Origin of the sequence: Gordonia otitidis (assembly GCF_020735545.1) — a bacterium.
Classification (GTDB): Bacteria; Actinomycetota; Actinomycetes; order Mycobacteriales; family Mycobacteriaceae; genus Gordonia; species Gordonia otitidis.
The window spans coordinates 1,662,246-1,681,724 of record NZ_CP085974.1 but is presented as its reverse complement, the minus strand read 5'-3'; the positions used below and the strand labels follow the sequence as shown (position 1 = coordinate 1,681,724).

Below are 19,479 nucleotides of genomic sequence, written 5' to 3'. Positions count from 1 at the left end.
GTGACTACCCTTGCCCTATGTCGACCGATGCCGCGGGCTCTGAACCTGCACCGATTCTGTTGCTGAACGGCCCTAACCTGAACACGCTCGGCATCCGACAGCCAGAGGTGTACGGGTCGGCGACGCTGGCCGACGTCGTCGAGCTCGCAGAACGAACCGCAGGCGAACTCGGGTACGGCCTGCGCGCGGCGCAGACCAACCACGAGGGCCAGATGATCGACTGGCTACACGAGGCGCGCGGCAACATCAGTGGGATCGTCATCAACCCTGCGGCGTGGACCCACACGTCGGTCGCGCTGGCGGATGCGCTGGTGATCCCGGAGGTGCCGATCATCGAGGTCCACATCAGCAACGTGCACCAGCGTGAGGCATTCCGGCACCACTCCTACGTGTCGCCGCTGGCGTCCGGGATCGTGGTCGGATGCGGCATCCGTGGCTATGAGTTTGCGATTCGACGCCTGGTGGAGGTTCTCGGCTGATGGCTGATCTCGACGACGTCGGACAGACCGCGCTGGGCGTCGCGTGGGCTCGGGCGGTCGAGTCGTCGAGAGACGATTCGCTCTTCCGTGATCCCCTGGCCGAGGCGATCGCACGGATCCGACCGCGGTCCGAGGAGTTCGGCGGACGCGATGTCGTACACGGCGCTGGTTCGGCCGAGATGCGGTCGATGTACCACTGGATCGTGGCGCGCACGCTGTTTCTCGACGATGTGTTCACGAGTGCGGTGGCCGACGGCATCACGCAGTTCGTGATACTCGGCTCAGGGCTGGACGGTCGGGGTTTCCGGCTCGATCTCGGCTCGCGGGCGAAGCTGTTCGAGGTCGACAGGCCGTCGGTGACCGAGGTGAAGGCAGATCTGGTCGCGCAGTCGGGGCTCGAGCCGACGGTCGAGCGTCGGGTCGTCGCCTGCGATCTCGCCGACGACTGGCTTCGCGCTCTGCAGGACAAGGGTTTCCGAGCTGACCTGCCGTCGGCGTGGCTCGCCGAGGGACTGTTCGTCTACCTCTCGGATGACATGGTGAAGCGCGTGATCGAGGGGACTACGGCTGCTGCGGAGTCCGGCTCGCGGATCGGCGTGACGGTTCGTTCACGACGGACAGCACCGCCTGCCGCGAACGACCCGTTCGCCGACGTGCGCGCGCTCTGGCGTAGCGATGCCGACATCGCGTCGATGCTCGACGCCGCTGGGTGGAACTGCGAGGTCACGACGGCAGGGGAGGTTCTTGCCGCGCGTGGGAGGTCGTCGAGCCGGTCGAGTTCCGGGGAGTCCGCGGAGCCGACCGGTTCCGAACAGTCCGGGACGCTCCTGTCGGGCGTGCGACGCCAACGCGGCCACGGGACGATCGACCGCTCCTGAGGTGCCGGAGCCCGAGGGCACCGGGTTTTGCGGCGACGGCACCGGGTTTTGCGGCGACGGCACCGGGTTTTGCGGCGACGGCACCGTATTTCGCGGCGAGGGCACCGGGTTTCGCGGCGACGGCACCGGGTTTTGCGGCGAGGGCACCGGTTTTTTCGGCGAGGGCACCGCCGACGGACCGCTCAGCGCGCCAGAGCGGCGTGGGCCAGATCTGCGATCGGACCGTCGAGGCGCGGGCCGTGGCCGGGGAACAGAACCGTCGCCGTCAGCTCTGCATATGTCTCGACGCTCCGCCTGGTTGCTGCGTCGTCGTGGTTGAAGAATCTCGGGAGTAGTTGCGGTCCGCGGTGTCCGGAGAGCGGGTGACCGCTGATCAGTGCGTCGCCGGAGACCAGTACTTCGCCGTCGGCGACGAGAAACGCGCTGTGTCCATCGGTATGCCCGTGTGCGCTCACCGGGCGCGGCAGGCCCGGAAGGTCGAGTGCGCCGGCCGTCGGGAATGACTGTGCGGTATCGATCCCGGTTCGGCTCAGCACGCCAAGCGGTGCGACCATCGCCAGCCAGCGCCACGTGCGCGGACTCCAGGCGACGGCAGCGATGTCGAGGGGTCCTGCCTGCTGCAGGCGGTCACGGTGGGCGTGGGCGACCTCGTCGGGATCGGCGTACACGGGAAAGTCGAAGCGCTGCAGCAACTTCTGTAGTCCGCCGAGGTGGTCGACGTGGGCATGGGTGAGCAGGGAAGCACGGAGGTCGGACGGACGTGCTCCGATCTGCTCGATCGATCCGATCACGTCGTCGACATTGCCCGGGTACCCGCCGTCGATCAGGGTGATACCCGAATCATCTTGCAGGATGACCCAATTCACCCCAGTTGTGTGCACCAGGTAGGCGGTCGACGATGCGGCGTCGACCTTGCTGATCTCGAAGGTGCTCACCTGCGGACCACGAGAACGAAGGGTCCGACGTCTGTGATCTGGAATCGGGGGTCGTTAAACAGATTGGGGTCGAAGGTCACGGTGTAGCGCTTCACGTTCGGGTCGTTGGGGTAGACGTCCTGGGCCAGTCGCAGTGCGTAGCCGTCTGCCGAATACCGGAACAGGAAGACGTTCGGCGGTGTCCATGGAGCGGTGTCGAGCTGATGGACCAGATCGTCAGCTGATGTCGCCTTGGACCACGTCTCGATCGTGGCTGCTCGTTTGTCGAACTCCGCCAACGGGTTTGCGTAGTGCGAGGTCAATCCCTGGAAGCCCCAGTACGGGTAGACGGAGAGGAAGCCGTAATCGGCGGTGAGAACGACGTTGTCTGTGGCCGGGCGGCCGGTCTGCTCGCTGATGAGTTTGTCGAGCTGTGGGTAGTAGGACTCAGCACCTGCTGGTCGCTTGTCTGCACGGTCGCCGTAGCCGTCCGTGTCGGTGTAGGCGGTGGCGATCTCGTTGGAAAGATATGCGGGGATGCTTTGTGCCACCGCGATCGCTGCGAGTGCGGCGAGAATGCCGATCACGGTACGGACATCACCGAACCTGCTGACGGCCCAGTGTGCGAGTTCGACGACCCCGAATACTCCCGCTGCGGCGAGTACCGCGACGAGGATGGGCTCGAGTCGGAAACCGAGAAGCGTCGTACCCGCTGCCGTCGCAAGCATTGACAGCAAACTCATCAGGTAGATGCCGATGACGGTGATCCCGAGTGCCGCCGCGATCGTTCGTTGGCGGAAGCGCAGCAGGATCCAGACGAGGCCGACGAAGGTGATCGCCCCCACGAGGCTGAGGTGGAACATCGGCCACGGTAGGAACGAACCGCGTTCCGGTAGATAGTGTTCGGCTGTTCCGCCGCTGGCGGGTTGGCTACGTGCACGCGCGAGAAGGTAGGGCGCCCACACCGTCAGGGCGACGAGACCCGCGATCACTCCCATCACGACGAGGCGCCCGAGGATTGCCAGCGTCGTGCGGCGTCGGGTGTTCGACACGACGTCGCGAGGCAGTGCCTTGTTCGACGCTCCAACCCAACCCTGCACGATCAACGCCACTGCCATGAGGATCGCAACACCCGCGAACAAGCCGGTGTACAGCGTGTAGAACGTGGCACTCAGCCCGAGGAAGAGGCCGGTGGCGATGACGGCTGCCCAGCTGGTGCCTCCTCGCAGATCCGACGTCGGGCCGTCGGCGTGGCGCGAACGTCCGCGCAGGCCATAGAGCATCGGGATCAGCATCGGGACGCCGATCAGGATGAGAACGGCTGCGTAGGGTTCGGGTCCGGCATACATCAGGGTCACGATGGTGACGGCGAGTGCCGCCGCAATGCCCCTGTCGGTGCGCACCATCCGAGCCCACAGGACCACTCCGACCGCGGCAGCCACGGCCATGGACAGGATCGCCCATGGCTTGAACGCCTCCCAGCCAGGCATCCCCATCAGTGACGCATAGCGACCGCCACCCCAGAACCATCCGGCCGGGTAGTAGGGCGCGAGGTGCAGATAGGTCATGTCCGCCAGACGCGGACTGCTGGTCAGTCGGGTGAGGTACTCGGTGCGAAACTGCTGGTCGGCGGACAATCCGAAGAGATAGAGGCGGGTGGCGCCCAGCGGCATGCCGAGGGTGACGGTCACGAGGCCGGAGATCCCGACGGTCGACAGCAGCGTCACCACCCACCGTGGCCTGCCGTAGCGATACAACAGTGCCGCAACCACCAGAATGACGACAGCCACCACCTGGCCCGTCGTCGTCAGCGCGCGGGTGACATTCGAGGAGTTGAACGCAGGCCACTGCACCGAATCGATGGCCTTGAGGCCGACGAAGGCGACGATCGCGGCGACGATCACCGCGAACACGAGGTCGATCAGGGTGCGGACGTGCCGGCTCACCCGACGCTGCGGAGTCCCGGAGACCTGTGGACCGGAGTCGTCGATGGCCGGGCTCTGCGTTGACGTCACGCGTCTATTTCTAGCAGGGGTCCCGATATGCGTCGGGCACGACGGCCAGCCCCCGAGACCAAGTCTGGGGGCAGGCGTCCTGGTGTGGCAGGTTCAGTAAGGCGGGTCGCCGGTGAAGTGGTCGTTGGCGAGGAGCCTGGCGTGGGTGTCGGCGCGTGCTTGGTCGATGCGTGCGGTGTGGGCGGTCGCGAGTCGTCGCGGTACGCGTGTGTCTGGTGGACGGTCGGGTTCGCCGATGGCGGGGAAGAGGTCGCGGCCACTGTAGGCGTTGCCGAGGAAGTGATAGCCGTCGGGGGAGACGAACACGGCGCGTCCCATGGGTGTCTGATGATCGCGCCACCCGACGGCGAAAGTCTTGTGGCGGTGATGGAAGCGGCACAGCGGCCGCAGGTTCCGACGTACCGTCAGGCCACCGGACGCTGGCCGGGCGTGGTTGAACGGTTTCCGGTGGTCGATGTCGGCCGAGAAGACCTTGTTGGTGCAGCCCGGGAACGCGCAGCACAACTCACTGGCCTTGACCAGCGCGGCGAGCTTCTTGGGGATGGGGTAGCGCAGGGCTGCGCGGGCGGAGTTCTCGTGGTCGGGGTGGATGTAGTTACGCCGGGCTTCGGCGAGGAGCGTGCGGGCGGTGTCGGCGTCGATGAGTCCGTGGCCGTCGAGGAAGGCGGGGTCGTTGTCGTGGCCGAGCACCGTCGACAGGTTGATCACGATGTGGAACAACGGTCTCGGCGCGAGTGCAGAACGGTCCGACGGCGCTGGGACAGCGCTGTCGCGCTCATCGGGGATGGTCACGCCGGTGACGTCGTGCGCCGCGTCGTCGGCCGAACCGGTGTCGGTCTCCGCGTGGGGGCGAATGAGCGCGCTGCGGCAGTCGGGGCAGTCGCAGGGCAGGGTGGGTAGTGCCTGGGCGAGTGCGGTCAGCGCGTCGGCGCGTTGTTGGGCGCGGGTGCGGGGGTCGTCGAGATGTATGTCGGCGATCATCGCTTCTAGGCGAGCGTCGAGGATGGCTGCCGCGGTGGCCGGTAGTTGACCGTCGATTCGTGATTGACCGGGTTCGTCGCGGTGGGGTCGGATTCTGAGGTAGCGGCGGCTGGTGGCAGTGGCACGACGCCGCGCTGCGCCGTCGGGATCGACGCGCTCGACGATGGCGTCGACCATGGCGCGAAACCTGGTCATCGACATGGGTTCTCGCGCTGCGATCGCTGTGGCGAGGGCGGTGTCGACGGGATCGAGGTGGGAGTCGTCGACGTTGTCGGTGCGGGCGACGATCTCCTGGAAGCGGGGGAGGTCGATGCGCCCGGTGGCGAGCAGTTGTGCGGTCTTGGGTACCCGGTAGCGCAGGGCGGCGCCGGTTTCGATCATCTTCTTGGCCTGGGCGGGAGTCAGGCACAGGGTGGCGCCGAGTTCGGCGATCGATGTGGTCAGACCGTCGGGTCCGAATCGCGCCAGCGGGTTCTGGCCTTTGCGGGTCAGGAGAGCGGCGAGTTGTTCGGGGTCGGTGCAGCCTTCGGGGATGGTGACCTCACCGGAACCGATTTCGGTGTCGATGCGATGGAGGTAGTCGGCTTCGCGCTCCTCGTACAGGAGAATCGCCGCCTGCAGCATGCGGTAGTCGGCGCAGGCCTTGAGGGCGTTGGTCTGGAACAGCACCTCGACGAGTTCGCGGGAGTAGAGACGCTCGTCGTCTGTTAACTGCGCCAACAGAGTCTCGACGCCGGTGTGCTCTAGCGACCGCGCTAATGCGGCGTCGTGAGGCCCGGAATCGGCGGGCTCGTCTGGTGCCATAACCAGAACATACATTCGAGGTCTGACAATTCTGCCCCGTCACGAATCCGGCGTGGTCGTCGGGAGTGGACTCCTCCCGCAGCCCAGATGCCCAAGAGACCAGTCATAACCTCGGCAACGACCTGAGAATCGTCCGATCCGCAGTCGACGGCGACTTCACCATCCTCGTCATGCCCTGTCGGGCCTACGCGTCTCATCAGGCCGCGTAGCCATCCCTTTACCGGGCTGGGTGCCTGCGACTCATTGACGTGTGTGCACGATGTGACGAAGTCTGGTGTCAGAGCCAGCCGCCGCTGCTGTGCACGGCGCGTCGGATCATGTCGACGACGTCGACTCCCGGAATCGTCAATTCAAGTGCGCCGGTCGAAAACAGGACTGCGAGGCCGTGTATCGCGACCCAGATAGAGGCGGCAGCCGCTTCCGGTTCGGTTGTGCCACCCGACTTCTCGACGATCGACACGAGCCAGGCGAAGATCGGGCGCGACGAACTCCGTAGGTCTGCCCCCGAGTCCTCGAGTAGGTCATGGCGGAAGATCAGTGTGAACATCGCGGGTCGACGTCGCGCAAAATCGACGTAGGCGCGTCCGATCTCCACCAGATCGTGGTCGGAAGCTCGGGCTGCCGACTCCAGCGCGTCGGCCAAGTCCTGTAGGCCCACTTCGGCTATCGCGGCCAGGAGCAGGCGATGCGTCGGAAACCACCGTCGCGGCGCGCCATGCGAGACGCCGGCGCGTCTGGCGATTGAGCGCAATCCGACGTCGGGCGAACCGGTTTCCTCGAGTAGCTCGACTCCCGCGCGCACGAGCGCGGCTCTGGTGTTTTCGACCGTCACGTAGACAGTGTCTCCCAACTGGTGTAGACACTGTCTATGCGCTTGTCGACTCCCGTCGTGTACCGCGTGTGCCGACATCTTGTGATCGGGCCCGTGTTGTACGTTCTCGGCCGGCCTGAAGTGACAGGACGCCAGTACATACCCCGGCGCGGTCCGGTGATCCTTGCTGCCAACCACCTGGCAGTCCTGGATTCGTTCTATCTGACGCTCGCCGCACGGCGACATGTTGCGTTTCTCGCTAAGCGCGAATACTTCGACAGGTCAGGTGTTTTCGGATGGATGCAACGCGTGTTCTTCAGTGCCGTCGGGCAGATAAGCGTTGACCGTCGAGGCGGAAACGCGTCGTCGTTGGCATTGGAGGCTGCCAGATCGATTCTGGCTTACGGTGGCGCGTGGGGAATCCACCCCGAAGGCACACGATCCCCTGACGGTCGGCTCTACCGTGGCCGGACGGGGGCTGTTCGAGTCGCTATGGACACGGGCGCACCATTGATACCCGTCGCGATCACGGGTACCAGACCCGGGAGTCGGCCATGGTGGAGGAGAAGGGTACGCATCGAGATCCTCGAACCGATGGAACTAGACGACTACCGTGCCGACGGGGCACTCGGCGTCAGAGCGGCGACCGACGACTTGATGCGGACAATTGCGACCAGAACCGGGCAGCCGCTTGTCAATTCCTATGCGCGCCAATGGGGCTTGCACGGCGAGCGCTCCGACGCCGCGTGATTGCCACCCCCAAACAACTCCGTCCCGCTCGCCGAGTCGGCTGAGCGGGACGGAATGGTGAGGATGACGCGGCGTCGAATTACACCGGCAGCTTGCGGAACACCTTGCGTGGGATGTGGCGGAGCACGGTCATGATGAAGCGGAAAGTGCCCGGCACCCAGATGATTTCCTTGTTCTCGTCGACGGCCTTGATGACGGCCTTGGCGACGACGTCCTTGTTGACGGTCAGGGGCGCTTCCTTGACGTTCGCCGACAGTCGGGTGCGCACCTGGCCGGGACGGACGACCAGGACGTGCACGCCGTCATCGGCCAGTGCTTCGCCGAGACCGAGGTAGAAGCCGTCGAGTCCTGCTTTCGACGATCCGTACACGAAATTGCTGCGTCGAACGCGCTCGCCCGCAACCGAACTCATCGCAACGATCTGTGCCCGGCCCTGATGCTTGAGCTTCTGGCCCAGCAGTACACCGACGCTGACCGCTGCGGTGTAGTTGATGGTGACCTCGGTGACTGCTTTCTGCTGGTCCTGCCAGACCTGCTCGTCGTCGAACTGCACGCCCGCGGCGACGATCGACAGGTCCACATCGCCTCCGGCGAAAGCCTTTTCGATGGTCTCGGGATGCGTCTCGGGCTTCGTGGCGTCGTAGTCGATGAGTTCGACGGAGGTCGCACCCGCCTTGCGCATGGTGTCGGCTGCGGCGTCGGCGGTCGGATCACCCGGTACGACGGCGAGGATCACCCGCGCCGGGCCGCGCTGCAAGAACTCGGACGCGATGGCGAGCCCGATCTCGGAGCTGCCACCGAGGATCAGGATCGATTGCGGCGCATCGACGGCGTTGAACATGGGTGGTGTCTCCTCGGATGGGTCAGAAGTTGGTGGTGGTCTGGACGTAGGACCGGCACCGTGCTCTGCGCTGCACTACGATTCGGCTGCAACGGAGCTCGGCCCGAGCTGGTCAGTTCAGTTCGAGTCTGCGGCCCATGTCGGACAAGAACACGCCCGTCGGATCGATTTCACGACGCTTGGCGATCCACCTGTCGATCTGCGGGTACATCTTGTGGAAATGCTCGGCCGATGTCCGCGAATCCTTCGCGGTGTAGAGCCGTCCACCGATCTCCATGACCCGGCGATCCATGTCGTTGAGGAACTCCGCGAGCCCCGCGCGCAGCGGGAAGTCGAGGCAGACGTTCCAGCCCTCGAACGGAAACGACAGCGGCGCTTTGGGGTTGCCCTTGCCGAACAGCTTGATCACGTTGAGGAAGCTGATGTGACCCGACGCTTGGATGTCGGTGATGATCTTCTTGAACTCGTCCTCGTTGCCCTTCGGCACGATGAACTGATACTGGGTGAAACCGCCGCCCTTGCCGTATGCGGTGGGGCGTCCGTACGCGTTGTTCCAGTTCCCGATCAGGTCCAACGGGTGGTAGAACTGCGGCAGGCTCTCGATGATGCCGCGCTTGTTCGATCCGGCCCGGTAGTAGAGCTCGCCGATGAGCCCGAAGTCGAATTTGTTGTCGAGTCCACGCGGGAAGATATTCGGCAGCGTGATCAGCGGCTTCGGGTTGAACTTGAGTGGATCCTTCTTGAGCTTGTCCGGCAGTTCGTCGAACGTTGCCAGATTGCCGCGGCTGAACGAACCGCGACCGAGCTTCGGGGCGGCGCTCATCGTGTCGAACCAGCCGGACGCGTACTCGTAGCCGTCCTCGTAGTTGTCCTCAAGGTGCAGCGCGATGGTCTCGTCGAGGTTGTTGGTGGTGAAGGTGTCGGCCTTGAAGTAGGCCGTCTCGGTGCGCTTGAGCTTGATCTTCACCCGCAGCACGATGCCCGTCAGACCGATGCCCGCCACCGTGCACCAAAACAGCGAGCCGTCGGGGTCGTCGGGCGAGCCGTCGGGAGTCAGGGTGAGAATGCGGCCGTCGGCAACAAGGAGTTGCATCTCGGTGACGTGATCGCCGAACGCGCCAGTCGCGTGGTGGTTCTTGCCGTGGATGTCGTGCGCGATGGCGCCACCGATGGTCACCTGCCTAGTGCCGGGCATCACCGGCACCCAGAAGCCGCGCGGCACGACCACCTTCATCAGATGATCGATCGAGAGGCCTGCGTCGACGTCGACGATGCCGGTCTCTTCGTCGAGCGAATAAATCCTGGTCAGTGGTGTCATGTCGACGGTCAGGCCACCGGAATTCTGCGCCGACTCGTTGTACGAGCGGCCGAGGCCGCGGGCGATGACCCCACGCTTGAGGTAGTCCGGTTTGTCGGCGTTGTCGTCGGCAACCCGAGCTACCGCATCGGCGATGACCTCGGGGTACGGCGTCGACAGGACATGCCCGGTGATCGGGGTGGTACGTGACCATCCGGCCAGCGTGCGCGTGGTGATCGGCAACAGCTCTTCAGTAGACATCGCCGACGATCCTACCGCGCGCGTACATGTGCCCGACGCGGCTCGGCCCCCTCGTCGTGACTTCGTGAGACTCGGCCGACGACGCCGCACCGTCGTCGGCCGGCGGTGGTCAGGAGCGCAATGTGAAGGCCGCCGCGTTGTGTCCGGGAATGCCGCTAACGCCTCCGCCGCGACGCGCTGCCGCACCCGCCAACAGGACGCGCGGATGCCGTGTCTCCACGCCCCACTGCCCGACGGCATCGGGATCCGGAGCCCAGGGCCATTGCAGACTCCGATGAAAGATGTTGCCGCCGGGGAGACCAAGTGCGGTTTCCAGGTCACGTGGCGTCTTGACCTCGATACACGGATTGCCATGCGCATCGATCGCGATGACAGATTGAATGGGTTCTGCGAGAACGGAATTCAACGACGCCAGGGTGGCCTCGACCGCTACGCCCGTAGCCGAAGGGGCGTCGAACACGGTTGGTGGCATGTGCAACCCGAAGAGCGTGAGCGTGTGTGCCCCCTCGAGTTCCGGACCGAGGATCGACCGGTCGGACAGGGTATGACAGTAGATCTCACACGGAGGTACGTCGGGCACCCTCTCGACACGGGCCTGTTGCCATGCCGCGTGGAGTTGGCCGTACGTCTCGTTGACGTGGAACGTCCCCGCGAACGCGGCATCGGGGGCAGTCGAGCCGTCGCGCAAAGCGGGGAGCCGATTCAGCAGCAGATTGATCTTCAATTGCGACCCGGCCGTGTCTGATTCGACGTCGAGCGAATCGTCGAGACAGGAGTTGACCGATTGCGGCGCACACGCGACGTAGAGCATCGATCCGCGGGCGAGGATCCCGGACGGCGAAGAGGAACCCTCGACCGTGCCGTCGCTCGGATCGATTCCGGTGATCTGTACTCCGGTGCGGATCTGTGCGCCCGCCGCGACAGCGGATTCGTACAGAGCGCCGGACACCGCACCCATTCCTCCCACCGGAACATCCCAGTCCCCGGTGCCACCACCGATCAGGTGGTAGAGAAAGCAGATGTTCTGGCGCAGCCGAGCGTCGTGGAGATCGGCAAACGTGCCGATCAGCCCGTCGGTGGCGACGACACCGCGCACCACGTCGTCGACGAAATAACGTTCGATGAGCTCACCGAGGGGCCGTTCGGTGAGCAGTTCCCAGAGTTCGGCGAGCGACGAGTCGAGCCCGGACGCACCCGCCACACCGGTCACCAGATCACGTAGGTCCTCGGCGCTGCGCAGGGGTTCGATGAGCGTAGGGAAGACGCGGCGCGCGATCTCGCCCATACGCCCGTAGAACCACTGCCACGACGCGAACTCGGTGTCATCGCCGGTGATTCGTCGAAACGACTCCGCGGTGGCCTGCTCGTCTGCGTTGTCGACGAGCAGGCCGCGCGAGGGGTCCGACGGGACCGGCGTGTACGACGAGTAGCGGCGTCGGATCAGGGTGATGTCGAGATCGAGGTCGGTGATGATCTCGCGTGGTAGCAGAGACACGAGGTAGGAGTATCGGGAGAGCTGTGCGGGCACTCCGGGAAACGGCGCCGCGGAGACGCTCGCACCTCCGACGTGATCGGCACGCTCGAGCACCAGCACTCGGCGGCCTGCGCGCGCGAGGTACGCCGCGGCCGTCAGCCCGTTGTGACCTGCGCCGATGATGATGTCGTCGAAGCGCTCCATGTATCGAGCAGACCATCGCCACGGCGGGTTGTCGAGGGCCGGGGTGCCCCACCTGCCGCTGCGGTGATCACCGTCGCCCGTTTTCAGTCGGTTTCGTCGATACTCCGAGGTAAAAGTCCAGGTCGGATCTCGGGGTAGTTTCCGAAATGACTGGAAACGGGCGAGGCATGCCGGGGCCCCATGGTCACGATGCGTCATCGACGCAGGTTGTTCACCGGGCACGATCGTCCGTCGCAAACATATCCTTGAGTACGTGGACATCCCCTCGGTCGAACTCACGTCTGGTTACCGTTTGCCGCTGGTGGGCCTCGGAACCTACGACATGCTCGGTATGCCGTGCGTCGAAGCGGTGTCGAGTGCGCTGCGGTCGGGATATCGCCTGCTCGACACGGCGAGTCGATACTCGAACGAACTCAGCGTCGGCATGGGCTTGCGCGAATCCGGCATCGACCGGGACGAGGTCGCGATCCAGACCAAGCTCGGAGGCGGCGACCAGGGGTTCGACGAGGCGATCAACGCGGCCAAAGAGAGCGCACGCCGACTCGGTATCGCGCACATCGACGTCTACCTCATCCACTGGCCGTGTCCGAGTCTCGGCCGGACCGTCGACTCCTGGCGCGCGTTGCTGACCCTCGCGGAGGAGGGCTTCATCACCGTGCCCGGGGTGTCGAACTTCAAGGCGCATCAACTGCAGATGCTCTACGACGAGACCGGTGTGTGGCCGCAGGTCAACCAGATCCAGTGCTCACCGGCGCTTGCGCGCGACGAGCTGCGTGAGTTCATGTCCGAGCGGGGAATCGCAGCGCAGGCGTGGCATCCCACCGGGCGCAAGGAGGGCATGCTCGGCGATGCCGTGATCATCAGACTCGCACGCAAGTACGGCAAATCGCCGACGCAGATCGCACTGCGGTGGTCGGTGCAGCAGGGTATCTCGGTGGTACCGAAGTCGTCACACCGCGGTCGGCAACTCGAGAATGCGGACCTCTTCGATTTTTCGTTCGACGCCGCCGACCTCGCCGAACTCTCGACGCTCGACCGTGGCGAGAAGGCCGCCCGCGACTCCGACGTCGAAGAGGAGTTCTGAGTTCAGCGCTTCGGCGCACCGTCTAGGGTGGCAGGGTGCAAGACCCAACCTCCGACGACGAGCACGATCACAAGTCACGGCACGAAGACTTCTCGACGCGCCACGCCCCGACGCCGATCGAGCTCCCCGTCGACGACGCGGAGGCCTCGACCGACGTCCCGCTCGCGACGCAGATCCTCCGATTCGTCATCAGCGGCGTCCTCTCGGGCATTCTCGACTTCGGTTTGACGACGATCCTGCAGTTCGGGGTCGGGCTGCCTCCGGTGGTGTCCAAGGCCATCGGCTTCATCTGTGGCACCACCTGCGCGTACATCATCAACCGGCGCTGGACCTTCCGTGCATCACCGAGTACCGCTCGGTTCATCGCGGTCGCGCTGTTGTACTGCTGCACGTTCTTCGTCAACGTCGGCATCTACACCTGGCTCGCCCACGTCTGGGAGCACACGTTCCTCAACAGTCTCATTGCATATGTGATCGCACAGGGGACGGCTACGGTCATCAACTTCGTGGTGCAGCGCACCGTCATCTTCCGGGTCACGTAGTCGTGTCGACCGCGATCGTCGTCGGCGCAGGTCCGAACGGACTCGCGGCGGCGGTCCGACTCGCACAGGCAGGACTCGACGTGACGGTCCTCGAGGGTGCCGAGACGATTGGTGGCGGCACCAGGTCCGGGCCCTTCGACGAGGCGCACCCCGAGATCGTCGTCGACCACTGTTCGGCGTTTCATCCGCTGGGCGTCTCCTCGCCGTATCTGCGAACACTCCCTCTCGCCGAGCACGGTCTGCGCTGGTCCTGGCCGGAGATCGACTGCGCACACCCACGCGACGACGGTGGCTCCGCGTTCCTCTTCCGCGACATCGAAAAGACCGCCGCCGGATTCGCCGACGCCGGATATCCCGGGGCGGGGGACAGGTGGCTCTCGCTTCTCGGCGCGGTCTCCAGGCGGTTTCCCGACATCGCCGACGACGTGCTCTCGCCGATGCTCTCGCTGCCGCGCCACCCGTTCGCGCTGGCCCGATTCGGACTGCCTGCGCTGGCACCGGCGACGAGCATCGCCCGGTTCCTCGGTCCGTACGCGGGCGCGCTGTTCACCGGCATGGCCGCGCACGGTTTCACCCGACTCGACCTGCCCGGTTCGTCGGCAGCGGGCCTCATGCTGACGGCGGCGGGCCACCACGGCGGCTGGCCGGTCGCGGTGGGCGGGTCGTCGGCGATCACCTGCGCGCTCGCAGGTCTGTTGCGTTCGCTCGGCGGCCGCATCGAGACGGGACAGACCGTCTCCGACATCGCGCAGGTCAGCGCCGACGTCGTCATCCTCGATGTGCTGCCGCAGGCAGCCGCCGACATCCTCGGCGCGCGTCAACCCGCCCGCGTCGCACGGTCGTATCGGCGATGGCACCGCGGGCCCGCCGCCTTCAAGGTCGACTACGTGATCGAGGAGGAGGTCGGCTGGACGGCACGTGACTGCGCTCGTGCGGGCACCGTGCACCTCGGCGGCGAAGCATCGGACATCGTGCAGGCCGAAGCCGACGTCGCCGCGGGACGGATGCCTCGCCGTCCGTTCACCCTCGTCGGACAGCAATGGGTGGCCGACCCGAGTCGAGCGCCGGGCAGACTCAAGCCGCTGTGGGCGTATGCCCATGTGCCGCAGGAGTATTCGGGCGACGCGACGGAGTATGTGACCGCGCAGATCGAGCGATTCGCACCCGGCTTCCGCACCCGGATCGTCGCTGTACGTGCGACGACGCCCGCCGAGCTCGAGCGAGCGAATCCGAACTATCCCGGAGGCGACATCGGCGGCGGACGCAACGACCTCCTCCATCTGGTGGCCCGCCCACGACTCACCCCGGAGCCGTACGCGACCGGCGTCCGTGGTGTCTACCTGTGCTCGGCCGCGACCCCACCGGGTGGTGGCGCGCACGGGATGTGTGGCTTCAACGCCGCTGAGGCTGCTTTGGCTGCACTGTCGGGCGCGTGAACGACCGACTGGTAACGCCGGCAGGTGTAACCACCGACACACCCAGTGTGCGCGCTCCGGCACAGCCGTGCGTGCACCGGTTCGGGAGCAATGCGGTATTCCGACCGAATGCGTTGCGGCAGTGATCTGTCGGCGTTGCCCACCAGCGGTGAGCTCGTCGGGTGCCGGTGCCGGGGCGCTCACAGGAAGTGGGTTAGTGTGGGGCCGTCGGGGCTGACACGTGCCGCGTGGAGCCCCCGAAGAGACGAATGGGATGCAATGTCGACAGCAGCACAGCCGACCACTACAACGACCGAGCAGGCCGAATCGTCCGATTTGTCGCCGAAGACCGGCTCGTCGTCGGATCGCTTGCTGGTCCAGCGCACGCTCTTCACCGGCCCGGACACACGGATCGAGCCGGGCATGTACGCCGACGTCGATCTCTCCCGGGTTCGACTCGATCGACGTCGCGCACACCTCGGGCCCGGCGCCCGACTGTCGGTGAACACCTACTTCGGACGTTTCCCCGCGTCGTTCTGGCAGAGCTACACCCGCGTGCGGTCGGTCCGCCTCGACTTCGACCACGACTGCGCACCCGGCACGACGCTGCGGATCGACATCCGGGCGTCGGATATCAGTGGTCGCGAACGGCCCGTACAGACCGCGGAGGTCTCCGGCCAGGGTCATGCGAGCTTCGACCTCGACGTCAAGCGCTTCGTCGACGGCGGTGCGCTCTGGTTCGAGCTGACAGCCATCGACGGTCCCGCCAGCATCTCCGACGTCGAGTGGAGTGTGGATTCGCGGGTTCGTGATCGCCCGGTGTCGGTGGTCATGTGCACACACAACCGGCCGGTAGACGCCGTGGCGACGGTGATGGCGCTCGCATCCGATCCCGTCGTGCTCGAGCGGGTTGCAGCTGTGTACATCGTCGACCAGGGCACTGACCGCGTCGCAGACCAGGAGCGGTTCAGTGAGGTGGCCACTGTCCTCGGTGACCGCCTGCACTACATCACCCAGCCCAACCTCGGGGGCGCCGGCGGATTCAACCGCGGTATCCACGAGGTCACCAAGGGTGGCAGCCACGAGACCGACATCGTCGTGATGGACGACGACATCACCTGCGAACCGGAATCCGTGCTGCGACTGACCTCCTTCGCCAACAGCACGGTTCGGCCGATGCTCGTTGGCTCGCAGATGCTGCTCGCGTCGGAGACGTACCGCGTGCACATGACCGGGGAGTGGGAGGCACTCGACGAACTCAAGGCTGGGCGGCCGGGCGCCTACGGCAAGCAGGGCCTCAACGCTCTCGAGAAGCAACAGGATGCGCGGACCGACGCCGGCTGGAACGGCTGGTGGTCGTGCCTGCTTCCGGTCGAAGCGGTCTATGCCGCCGGACTCTCGCTGCCGCTGTTCTTCCAATGGGACGACATCGAATTCGGTATCCGCGCGCGCCGCAACGGTTTTCCGACGGTCACACTTCCCAATGCCGGTGTCTGGCACGCCGACTTCCACCTCAAGGACTACGACGACTGGTCGCGCTACTTCAGTTGGCGTAACGCGCTCGTCGTCGCGGCGATCCACGGACCCTACGATCCGAAACACGTGGCCGCGGTCGTCGCCAAGGAGATCGGCTCGCACATCGTGTCGATGCGCTACGGACTGGCCGCGACCTTCCTGCTCGCCGTGAGAGATTTCCTGAGCGGGCCATCGATACTGGCCGACGGTGGCGTGTCGAAGCTGCCGGAGTTGAAGGAACTGCGCGCGCAGTATCCCGACACCGTCATCCGCGACAGCGCCGACGTCGTACTCGACGCCGACCCGAACACCAGGATCTCGCGACGCGGACCACTGCCCGACGAGGACAAGGAAACCCGCGTCCTGGTCAAACGTGCTGTGCAGCAATGGCTCGGGCGTGTCTCACCAGCGCCGGTCTCCATCTCCGCCGACGACGGACGCTGGTGGCATGTCGGACTGTTCTCGTCGGCCGTGGTGACCGACTCGTCGCAGACCGGGGTGCGGGTCAGGCGGCGCGACAAGCAGACCGCGGTGCGGCTCGGTCGCGACCTCGCCGAGTTGTGCGTGCGACTGCGTCGCGAGGGACTTGACGTGGCGGACCAGTGGCAGCGCGCCATGCCCGAACTGACCAGCCGCGAGAACTGGATGAGATTGTTTGACGGCGACTGAACGACTCCGCACTGTCCTGCCCGCGCTTGCGGTCGGGATCCTCGGAGTGTTCTTGTCCGCCATGGGGTCCTGGCGTCCCTCGCTCTGGTACGACGAGGCTGCGACGGTTTCGGCCATACATCGCCCGCTGTCGGCGATGGTCGACCTGCTCGCGCGGACGGACGCTGTGCACGCCCTCTACTACCTGTGCATGCATGTCTGGACCAAGGTGTTCGGACTGTCGGAGTTCTCGCTGAGGTTCCCGTCCGCACTGGCGATCGGGGTCGCGGCCGGCCTGTTCGTCGTCCTCGGTGAACGGTTGTGGGACACGCGCTTCGGCGTCATCGCCGGACTCGTGTTGCTCTGTCTGCCGCGGACCACCTGGGCGGGCTCGGAGGCCCGATCGTATGCCGGGACGATCGCGCTGGCGATCGCGATGACCTTGATCCTGCTGATCGCGCTGGACGTCGACGTCACTGCATCGCGGCGTCGACGTTGGGGTTGGTGGGTGGCGTACGTGATCGTGTGTGTTGTCGGCGTGATGTGGTTCTTCTTCACCATCACACTGCTCGCCGCGCACCTGATGATCGTCTGCGCACGGGCCCGCGGGGATGCAGGGAGGCCTCGACGGTTCTCGAGTGTGATCGCTTTCGTGATCGCGGCGTTCGCCGTCTGTCTGGTCATCGCGCCGTTCGCCCAGGTCGTGATCTCTCAGCGGGGCCAGATCTCGTGGGTGGAGCAGATGACCCCGCGGATGCTCGCCAATTACGCGAGATACGAGTTCTTCGACGGCGCAACCGTTTTCCTCGTCCTCGGTGCCGTTGTCACCGTGGTGGGGGTTGCCGTCGCAGCCGTTCGGGGCGCACGGGGGCGATGGTCGATCCTCGGTGTCGGTCTGCTGTGGGCGGCGGTGCCTGCAGTATTGGTTTTCGTCTTCTCGTGGCTGGTCGACGCGGTGTACACGCCCCGCTATCTCATCTTCACCGCCGGTGGCGTGGCGCTGATCCTCGCGTGGGCGGTACGACAGATCGCCCGCGACCGCATGTGGGCCGCAGCGCTTCTCGTTGTGGCCTTGGCCGCTGCCGCAGCACCGACGTATCTTGCCGACCGCAGCCCGTACGGCCGGCTGGGTGGCACGGACTTCTCCGAAGCAGCCGACTACGTCGGCGACAATGCCCGCCCCGGCGACTGTGTTGCATTCTCGTCGCAACCGACATGGAGTCCGGTGTCGCAACGGGTGGTCCTACGCGCCAAGCCGGATGACTTCGTCGGTCTGCGTGATGTCGGACCGTCGGTCGATGCGATCCGCGCCGACTCGCTCTGGGACGGCGACAAACCCGTCACCGCGTATCGACGATTCGCGGAGAACTGCACCGTGATGTGGGTGATCACCGACAAAGACCGCGATCGCGGCTACGTCACCTATCCCGGGGCGACCGCGTACTGGGTCTTCTCGCCCAACCACTTCACCTCGACTGCGCTGTATCAACAGCTTTCGGCGTCCGGCCTCCACGTCGTGCGGCAGACTCCGTTCAACAACTCGCAGGTCGTCGAGATGCGCCGCTGACGCCGAGTGTGCGCTCCGTGCCGCCGACAGTGCGCTCCGTGTCGTCGGCTGTGCGTCAGCGGTTGACCTTGGCGATCACGTTGTCGGCGTAGGAGTTGAGATGGTCGATCTTGGTCTGCAGCGGTTCGGTGTCGTCGCCCATGACGTACGGGAGCCGGAAACCGACGATCACGTCGGTGATGCCCTTGTCCTCTAGACGTTTACATCCGTCGACCGTGTACGCGTCGAGAGAGATGACGTGGATCTCGAACGGGTCGTTGAGCTTCCCCTCCGCCTTGCGGATGTCGGTGATCTTGTCAAGCAGGGCGTCGAGTTCTTCAGCGGGACCGCCACCGTGCATCCAGCCGTCGCCCCGGACCACTGCTCGGCGCAGCGCGGCGTCGGCGTGCCCTCCGACGAGCAGCGGGATCGGTTCTGTCGGAGCGGGGGTCATCTTGATGCGTGGGATGTCGTAGAACTCGCCGTGGAACTCGAAGTACTCGCCGGACGTCAGTCCGCGGAAGATGTCCATGCATTCGTCCATGCGCTTGCCGCGTCGGGCGAAGTCGACGCCCATGAACTCGTAGTCCTCCGGCCACGGACTGGTACCGACACCGAGTGCGAGCCGGTTATTCGTCAGGTAGGCAACGGAACTCGCCTGTTTGGCGACCAGCGCGGGCGGTCGTACGGGCAGCTTGAGAACGAAAGGCGTGAAGCGGATTGTCGACGTCACTGCTCCGAGCGCAGCGGCCTCGATGAATGTCTCGATGAACGCCTTGCCGTCGAGGAACTCCCGATTGCCGTCCGGCGTGTACGGATAGGTGGCGTCGGACTCCTCGGGATACGCGAGCGAGTCGGGGATGGTGAAGCCTGCGTACCCGGCCTTCTCGGCCGCCTGGGCGAGTGGTGCATAGAAGTTGGGATCTGTCATCGCTTCGGCGAAGGTGAACCGCATGTCTCTCCCTGTGTGGATCGATGTCTCTCACAGGTTAGAACACGTTCTAGTTCTGGTGTGGGCGG

At 65.4% G+C, this 19,479-nt stretch carries 16 protein-coding genes; 8 read left to right on the top strand and 8 right to left on the bottom strand.

All coding sequences use genetic code 11. The annotated features are described in order from the left end of the window. Positions 1-17: 17 nt before the first annotated feature. Together aroQ and LK459_RS07735 are read left to right on the top strand one after the other, a co-directional pair. Positions 18-479: a type II 3-dehydroquinate dehydratase gene (aroQ, locus tag LK459_RS07740; RefSeq protein WP_007238254.1), complete on the top strand. Its 462-nt coding sequence runs from the start codon at positions 18-20 to the stop codon at positions 477-479. Then, the gene (locus LK459_RS07735; protein WP_227922561.1) at positions 479-1,357 is read left to right on the top strand and encodes an SAM-dependent methyltransferase; all 879 of its coding nucleotides are present in this window, start codon (positions 479-481) and stop codon (positions 1,355-1,357) included. The genes aroQ and LK459_RS07735 overlap by 1 nt, the downstream gene beginning before the upstream one ends. A 182-nt stretch (positions 1,358-1,539) precedes the next feature. Here LK459_RS07735 and LK459_RS07730 read toward each other — a convergent pair whose 3' ends face one another. From LK459_RS07730 to LK459_RS07715, 4 genes are all read right to left on the bottom strand, one after another. Continuing rightward, positions 1,540-2,292, bottom strand: a complete 753-nt coding sequence (locus LK459_RS07730) for an MBL fold metallo-hydrolase (RefSeq protein WP_227922559.1) — start codon at positions 2,290-2,292, stop codon at positions 1,540-1,542. Beyond that, a complete protein-coding gene (locus LK459_RS07725; RefSeq protein ID WP_227922558.1) occupies positions 2,289-4,286 on the bottom strand; it encodes a galactan 5-O-arabinofuranosyltransferase in 1,998 nt (665 codons plus the stop codon). The genes LK459_RS07730 and LK459_RS07725 overlap by 4 nt, the downstream gene beginning before the upstream one ends. Positions 4,287-4,379: 93 nt before the next feature. Further along, positions 4,380-6,071 carry an HNH endonuclease signature motif containing protein gene (locus LK459_RS07720; protein ID WP_227922556.1) on the bottom strand — a complete coding sequence of 564 codons (1,692 nt, stop codon included), beginning with the start codon at positions 6,069-6,071 and terminating at the stop codon, positions 4,380-4,382. Positions 6,072-6,348: 277 nt separating this feature from the next. Then, on the bottom strand, positions 6,349-6,903 hold the full coding sequence (locus LK459_RS07715; RefSeq protein ID WP_227922555.1) for a TetR/AcrR family transcriptional regulator: 555 nt from the start codon (positions 6,901-6,903) through the stop codon (positions 6,349-6,351). A gap of 36 nt (positions 6,904-6,939) precedes the next feature. Here LK459_RS07715 and LK459_RS07710 point away from each other — a divergent pair, with 36 nt between their 5' ends. Then, the gene (locus tag LK459_RS07710; protein ID WP_227922553.1) at positions 6,940-7,632 is read left to right on the top strand and encodes a lysophospholipid acyltransferase family protein; all 693 of its coding nucleotides are present in this window, start codon (positions 6,940-6,942) and stop codon (positions 7,630-7,632) included. A 79-nt stretch (positions 7,633-7,711) separates the two neighbouring features. Here the strand turns inward: LK459_RS07710 and LK459_RS07705 are convergent, their stop codons facing one another. The 3 genes from LK459_RS07705 to LK459_RS07695 all read right to left on the bottom strand — a co-directional run bounded on the left by LK459_RS07705 (position 7,712) and on the right by LK459_RS07695 (position 11,709). Further along, positions 7,712-8,473 carry a decaprenylphospho-beta-D-erythro-pentofuranosid-2-ulose 2-reductase gene (locus LK459_RS07705; RefSeq protein ID WP_227922552.1) on the bottom strand — a complete coding sequence of 254 codons (762 nt, stop codon included), beginning with the start codon at positions 8,471-8,473 and terminating at the stop codon, positions 7,712-7,714. 112 nt (positions 8,474-8,585) lie between these two features. Beyond that, entirely contained in the window at positions 8,586-10,031 is a 1,446-nt protein-coding gene (locus tag LK459_RS07700) for an FAD-binding oxidoreductase (RefSeq protein WP_007241043.1), read from the bottom strand. Between the two features lie 109 nt (positions 10,032-10,140). After that, complete coding sequence (locus LK459_RS07695; protein ID WP_227922546.1) at positions 10,141-11,709, bottom strand: phytoene desaturase family protein; 1,569 nt, start codon at positions 11,707-11,709, stop codon at positions 10,141-10,143. A 253-nt stretch (positions 11,710-11,962) separates the two neighbouring features. On the opposite strand from LK459_RS07695, the gene LK459_RS07690 reads away from it, so the two are divergent. The 5 genes from LK459_RS07690 to LK459_RS07670 all read left to right on the top strand — a co-directional run bounded on the left by LK459_RS07690 (position 11,963) and on the right by LK459_RS07670 (position 18,480). Further along, positions 11,963-12,793, top strand: coding sequence for an aldo/keto reductase (locus tag LK459_RS07690; protein WP_227922545.1), 831 nt, complete (start codon positions 11,963-11,965; stop codon positions 12,791-12,793). 35 nt (positions 12,794-12,828) lie between these two features. After that, positions 12,829-13,335: a GtrA family protein gene (locus tag LK459_RS07685; RefSeq protein WP_007241040.1), complete on the top strand. Its 507-nt coding sequence runs from the start codon at positions 12,829-12,831 to the stop codon at positions 13,333-13,335. Positions 13,336-13,337: 2 nt separating this feature from the next. After that, positions 13,338-14,771 carry a phytoene desaturase family protein gene (locus LK459_RS07680; RefSeq protein WP_227922543.1) on the top strand — a complete coding sequence of 478 codons (1,434 nt, stop codon included), beginning with the start codon at positions 13,338-13,340 and terminating at the stop codon, positions 14,769-14,771. 258 nt (positions 14,772-15,029) lie between these two features. Further along, positions 15,030-16,934, top strand: a complete 1,905-nt coding sequence (locus tag LK459_RS07675; RefSeq protein WP_227922540.1) for a glycosyltransferase — start codon at positions 15,030-15,032, stop codon at positions 16,932-16,934. Beyond that, a complete protein-coding gene (locus LK459_RS07670) occupies positions 16,921-18,480 on the top strand; it encodes a glycosyltransferase family 39 protein (RefSeq protein WP_227922539.1) in 1,560 nt (519 codons plus the stop codon). Before LK459_RS07675 ends, LK459_RS07670 begins: the two co-directional genes overlap by 14 nt. Before the next feature lie 55 nt (positions 18,481-18,535). Here LK459_RS07670 and LK459_RS07665 read toward each other — a convergent pair whose 3' ends face one another. Next, complete coding sequence (locus tag LK459_RS07665; RefSeq protein ID WP_227922538.1) at positions 18,536-19,414, bottom strand: TIGR03619 family F420-dependent LLM class oxidoreductase; 879 nt, start codon at positions 19,412-19,414, stop codon at positions 18,536-18,538. Positions 19,415-19,479 lie beyond the last annotated feature (65 nt).

Coding starts and splice junctions, on each gene's coding strand:
- aroQ (WP_007238254.1), top strand. CDS start 18: ATGTCGACCGATGCCGCGGGCTCTGAACCTGCACCGATTCTGTTGCTG.
- LK459_RS07735 (WP_227922561.1), top strand. CDS start 479: ATGGCTGATCTCGACGACGTCGGACAGACCGCGCTGGGCGTCGCGTGG.
- LK459_RS07720 (WP_227922556.1), bottom strand. CDS start 6,071: ATGGCACCAGACGAGCCCGCCGATTCCGGGCCTCACGACGCCGCATTA.
- LK459_RS07710 (WP_227922553.1), top strand. CDS start 6,940: ATGCGCTTGTCGACTCCCGTCGTGTACCGCGTGTGCCGACATCTTGTG.
- LK459_RS07705 (WP_227922552.1), bottom strand. CDS start 8,473: ATGTTCAACGCCGTCGATGCGCCGCAATCGATCCTGATCCTCGGTGGC.
- LK459_RS07700 (WP_007241043.1), bottom strand. CDS start 10,031: ATGTCTACTGAAGAGCTGTTGCCGATCACCACGCGCACGCTGGCCGGA.
- LK459_RS07695 (WP_227922546.1), bottom strand. CDS start 11,709: ATGGAGCGCTTCGACGACATCATCATCGGCGCAGGTCACAACGGGCTG.
- LK459_RS07675 (WP_227922540.1), top strand. CDS start 15,030: ATGTCGACAGCAGCACAGCCGACCACTACAACGACCGAGCAGGCCGAA.
- LK459_RS07665 (WP_227922538.1), bottom strand. CDS start 19,414: ATGCGGTTCACCTTCGCCGAAGCGATGACAGATCCCAACTTCTATGCA.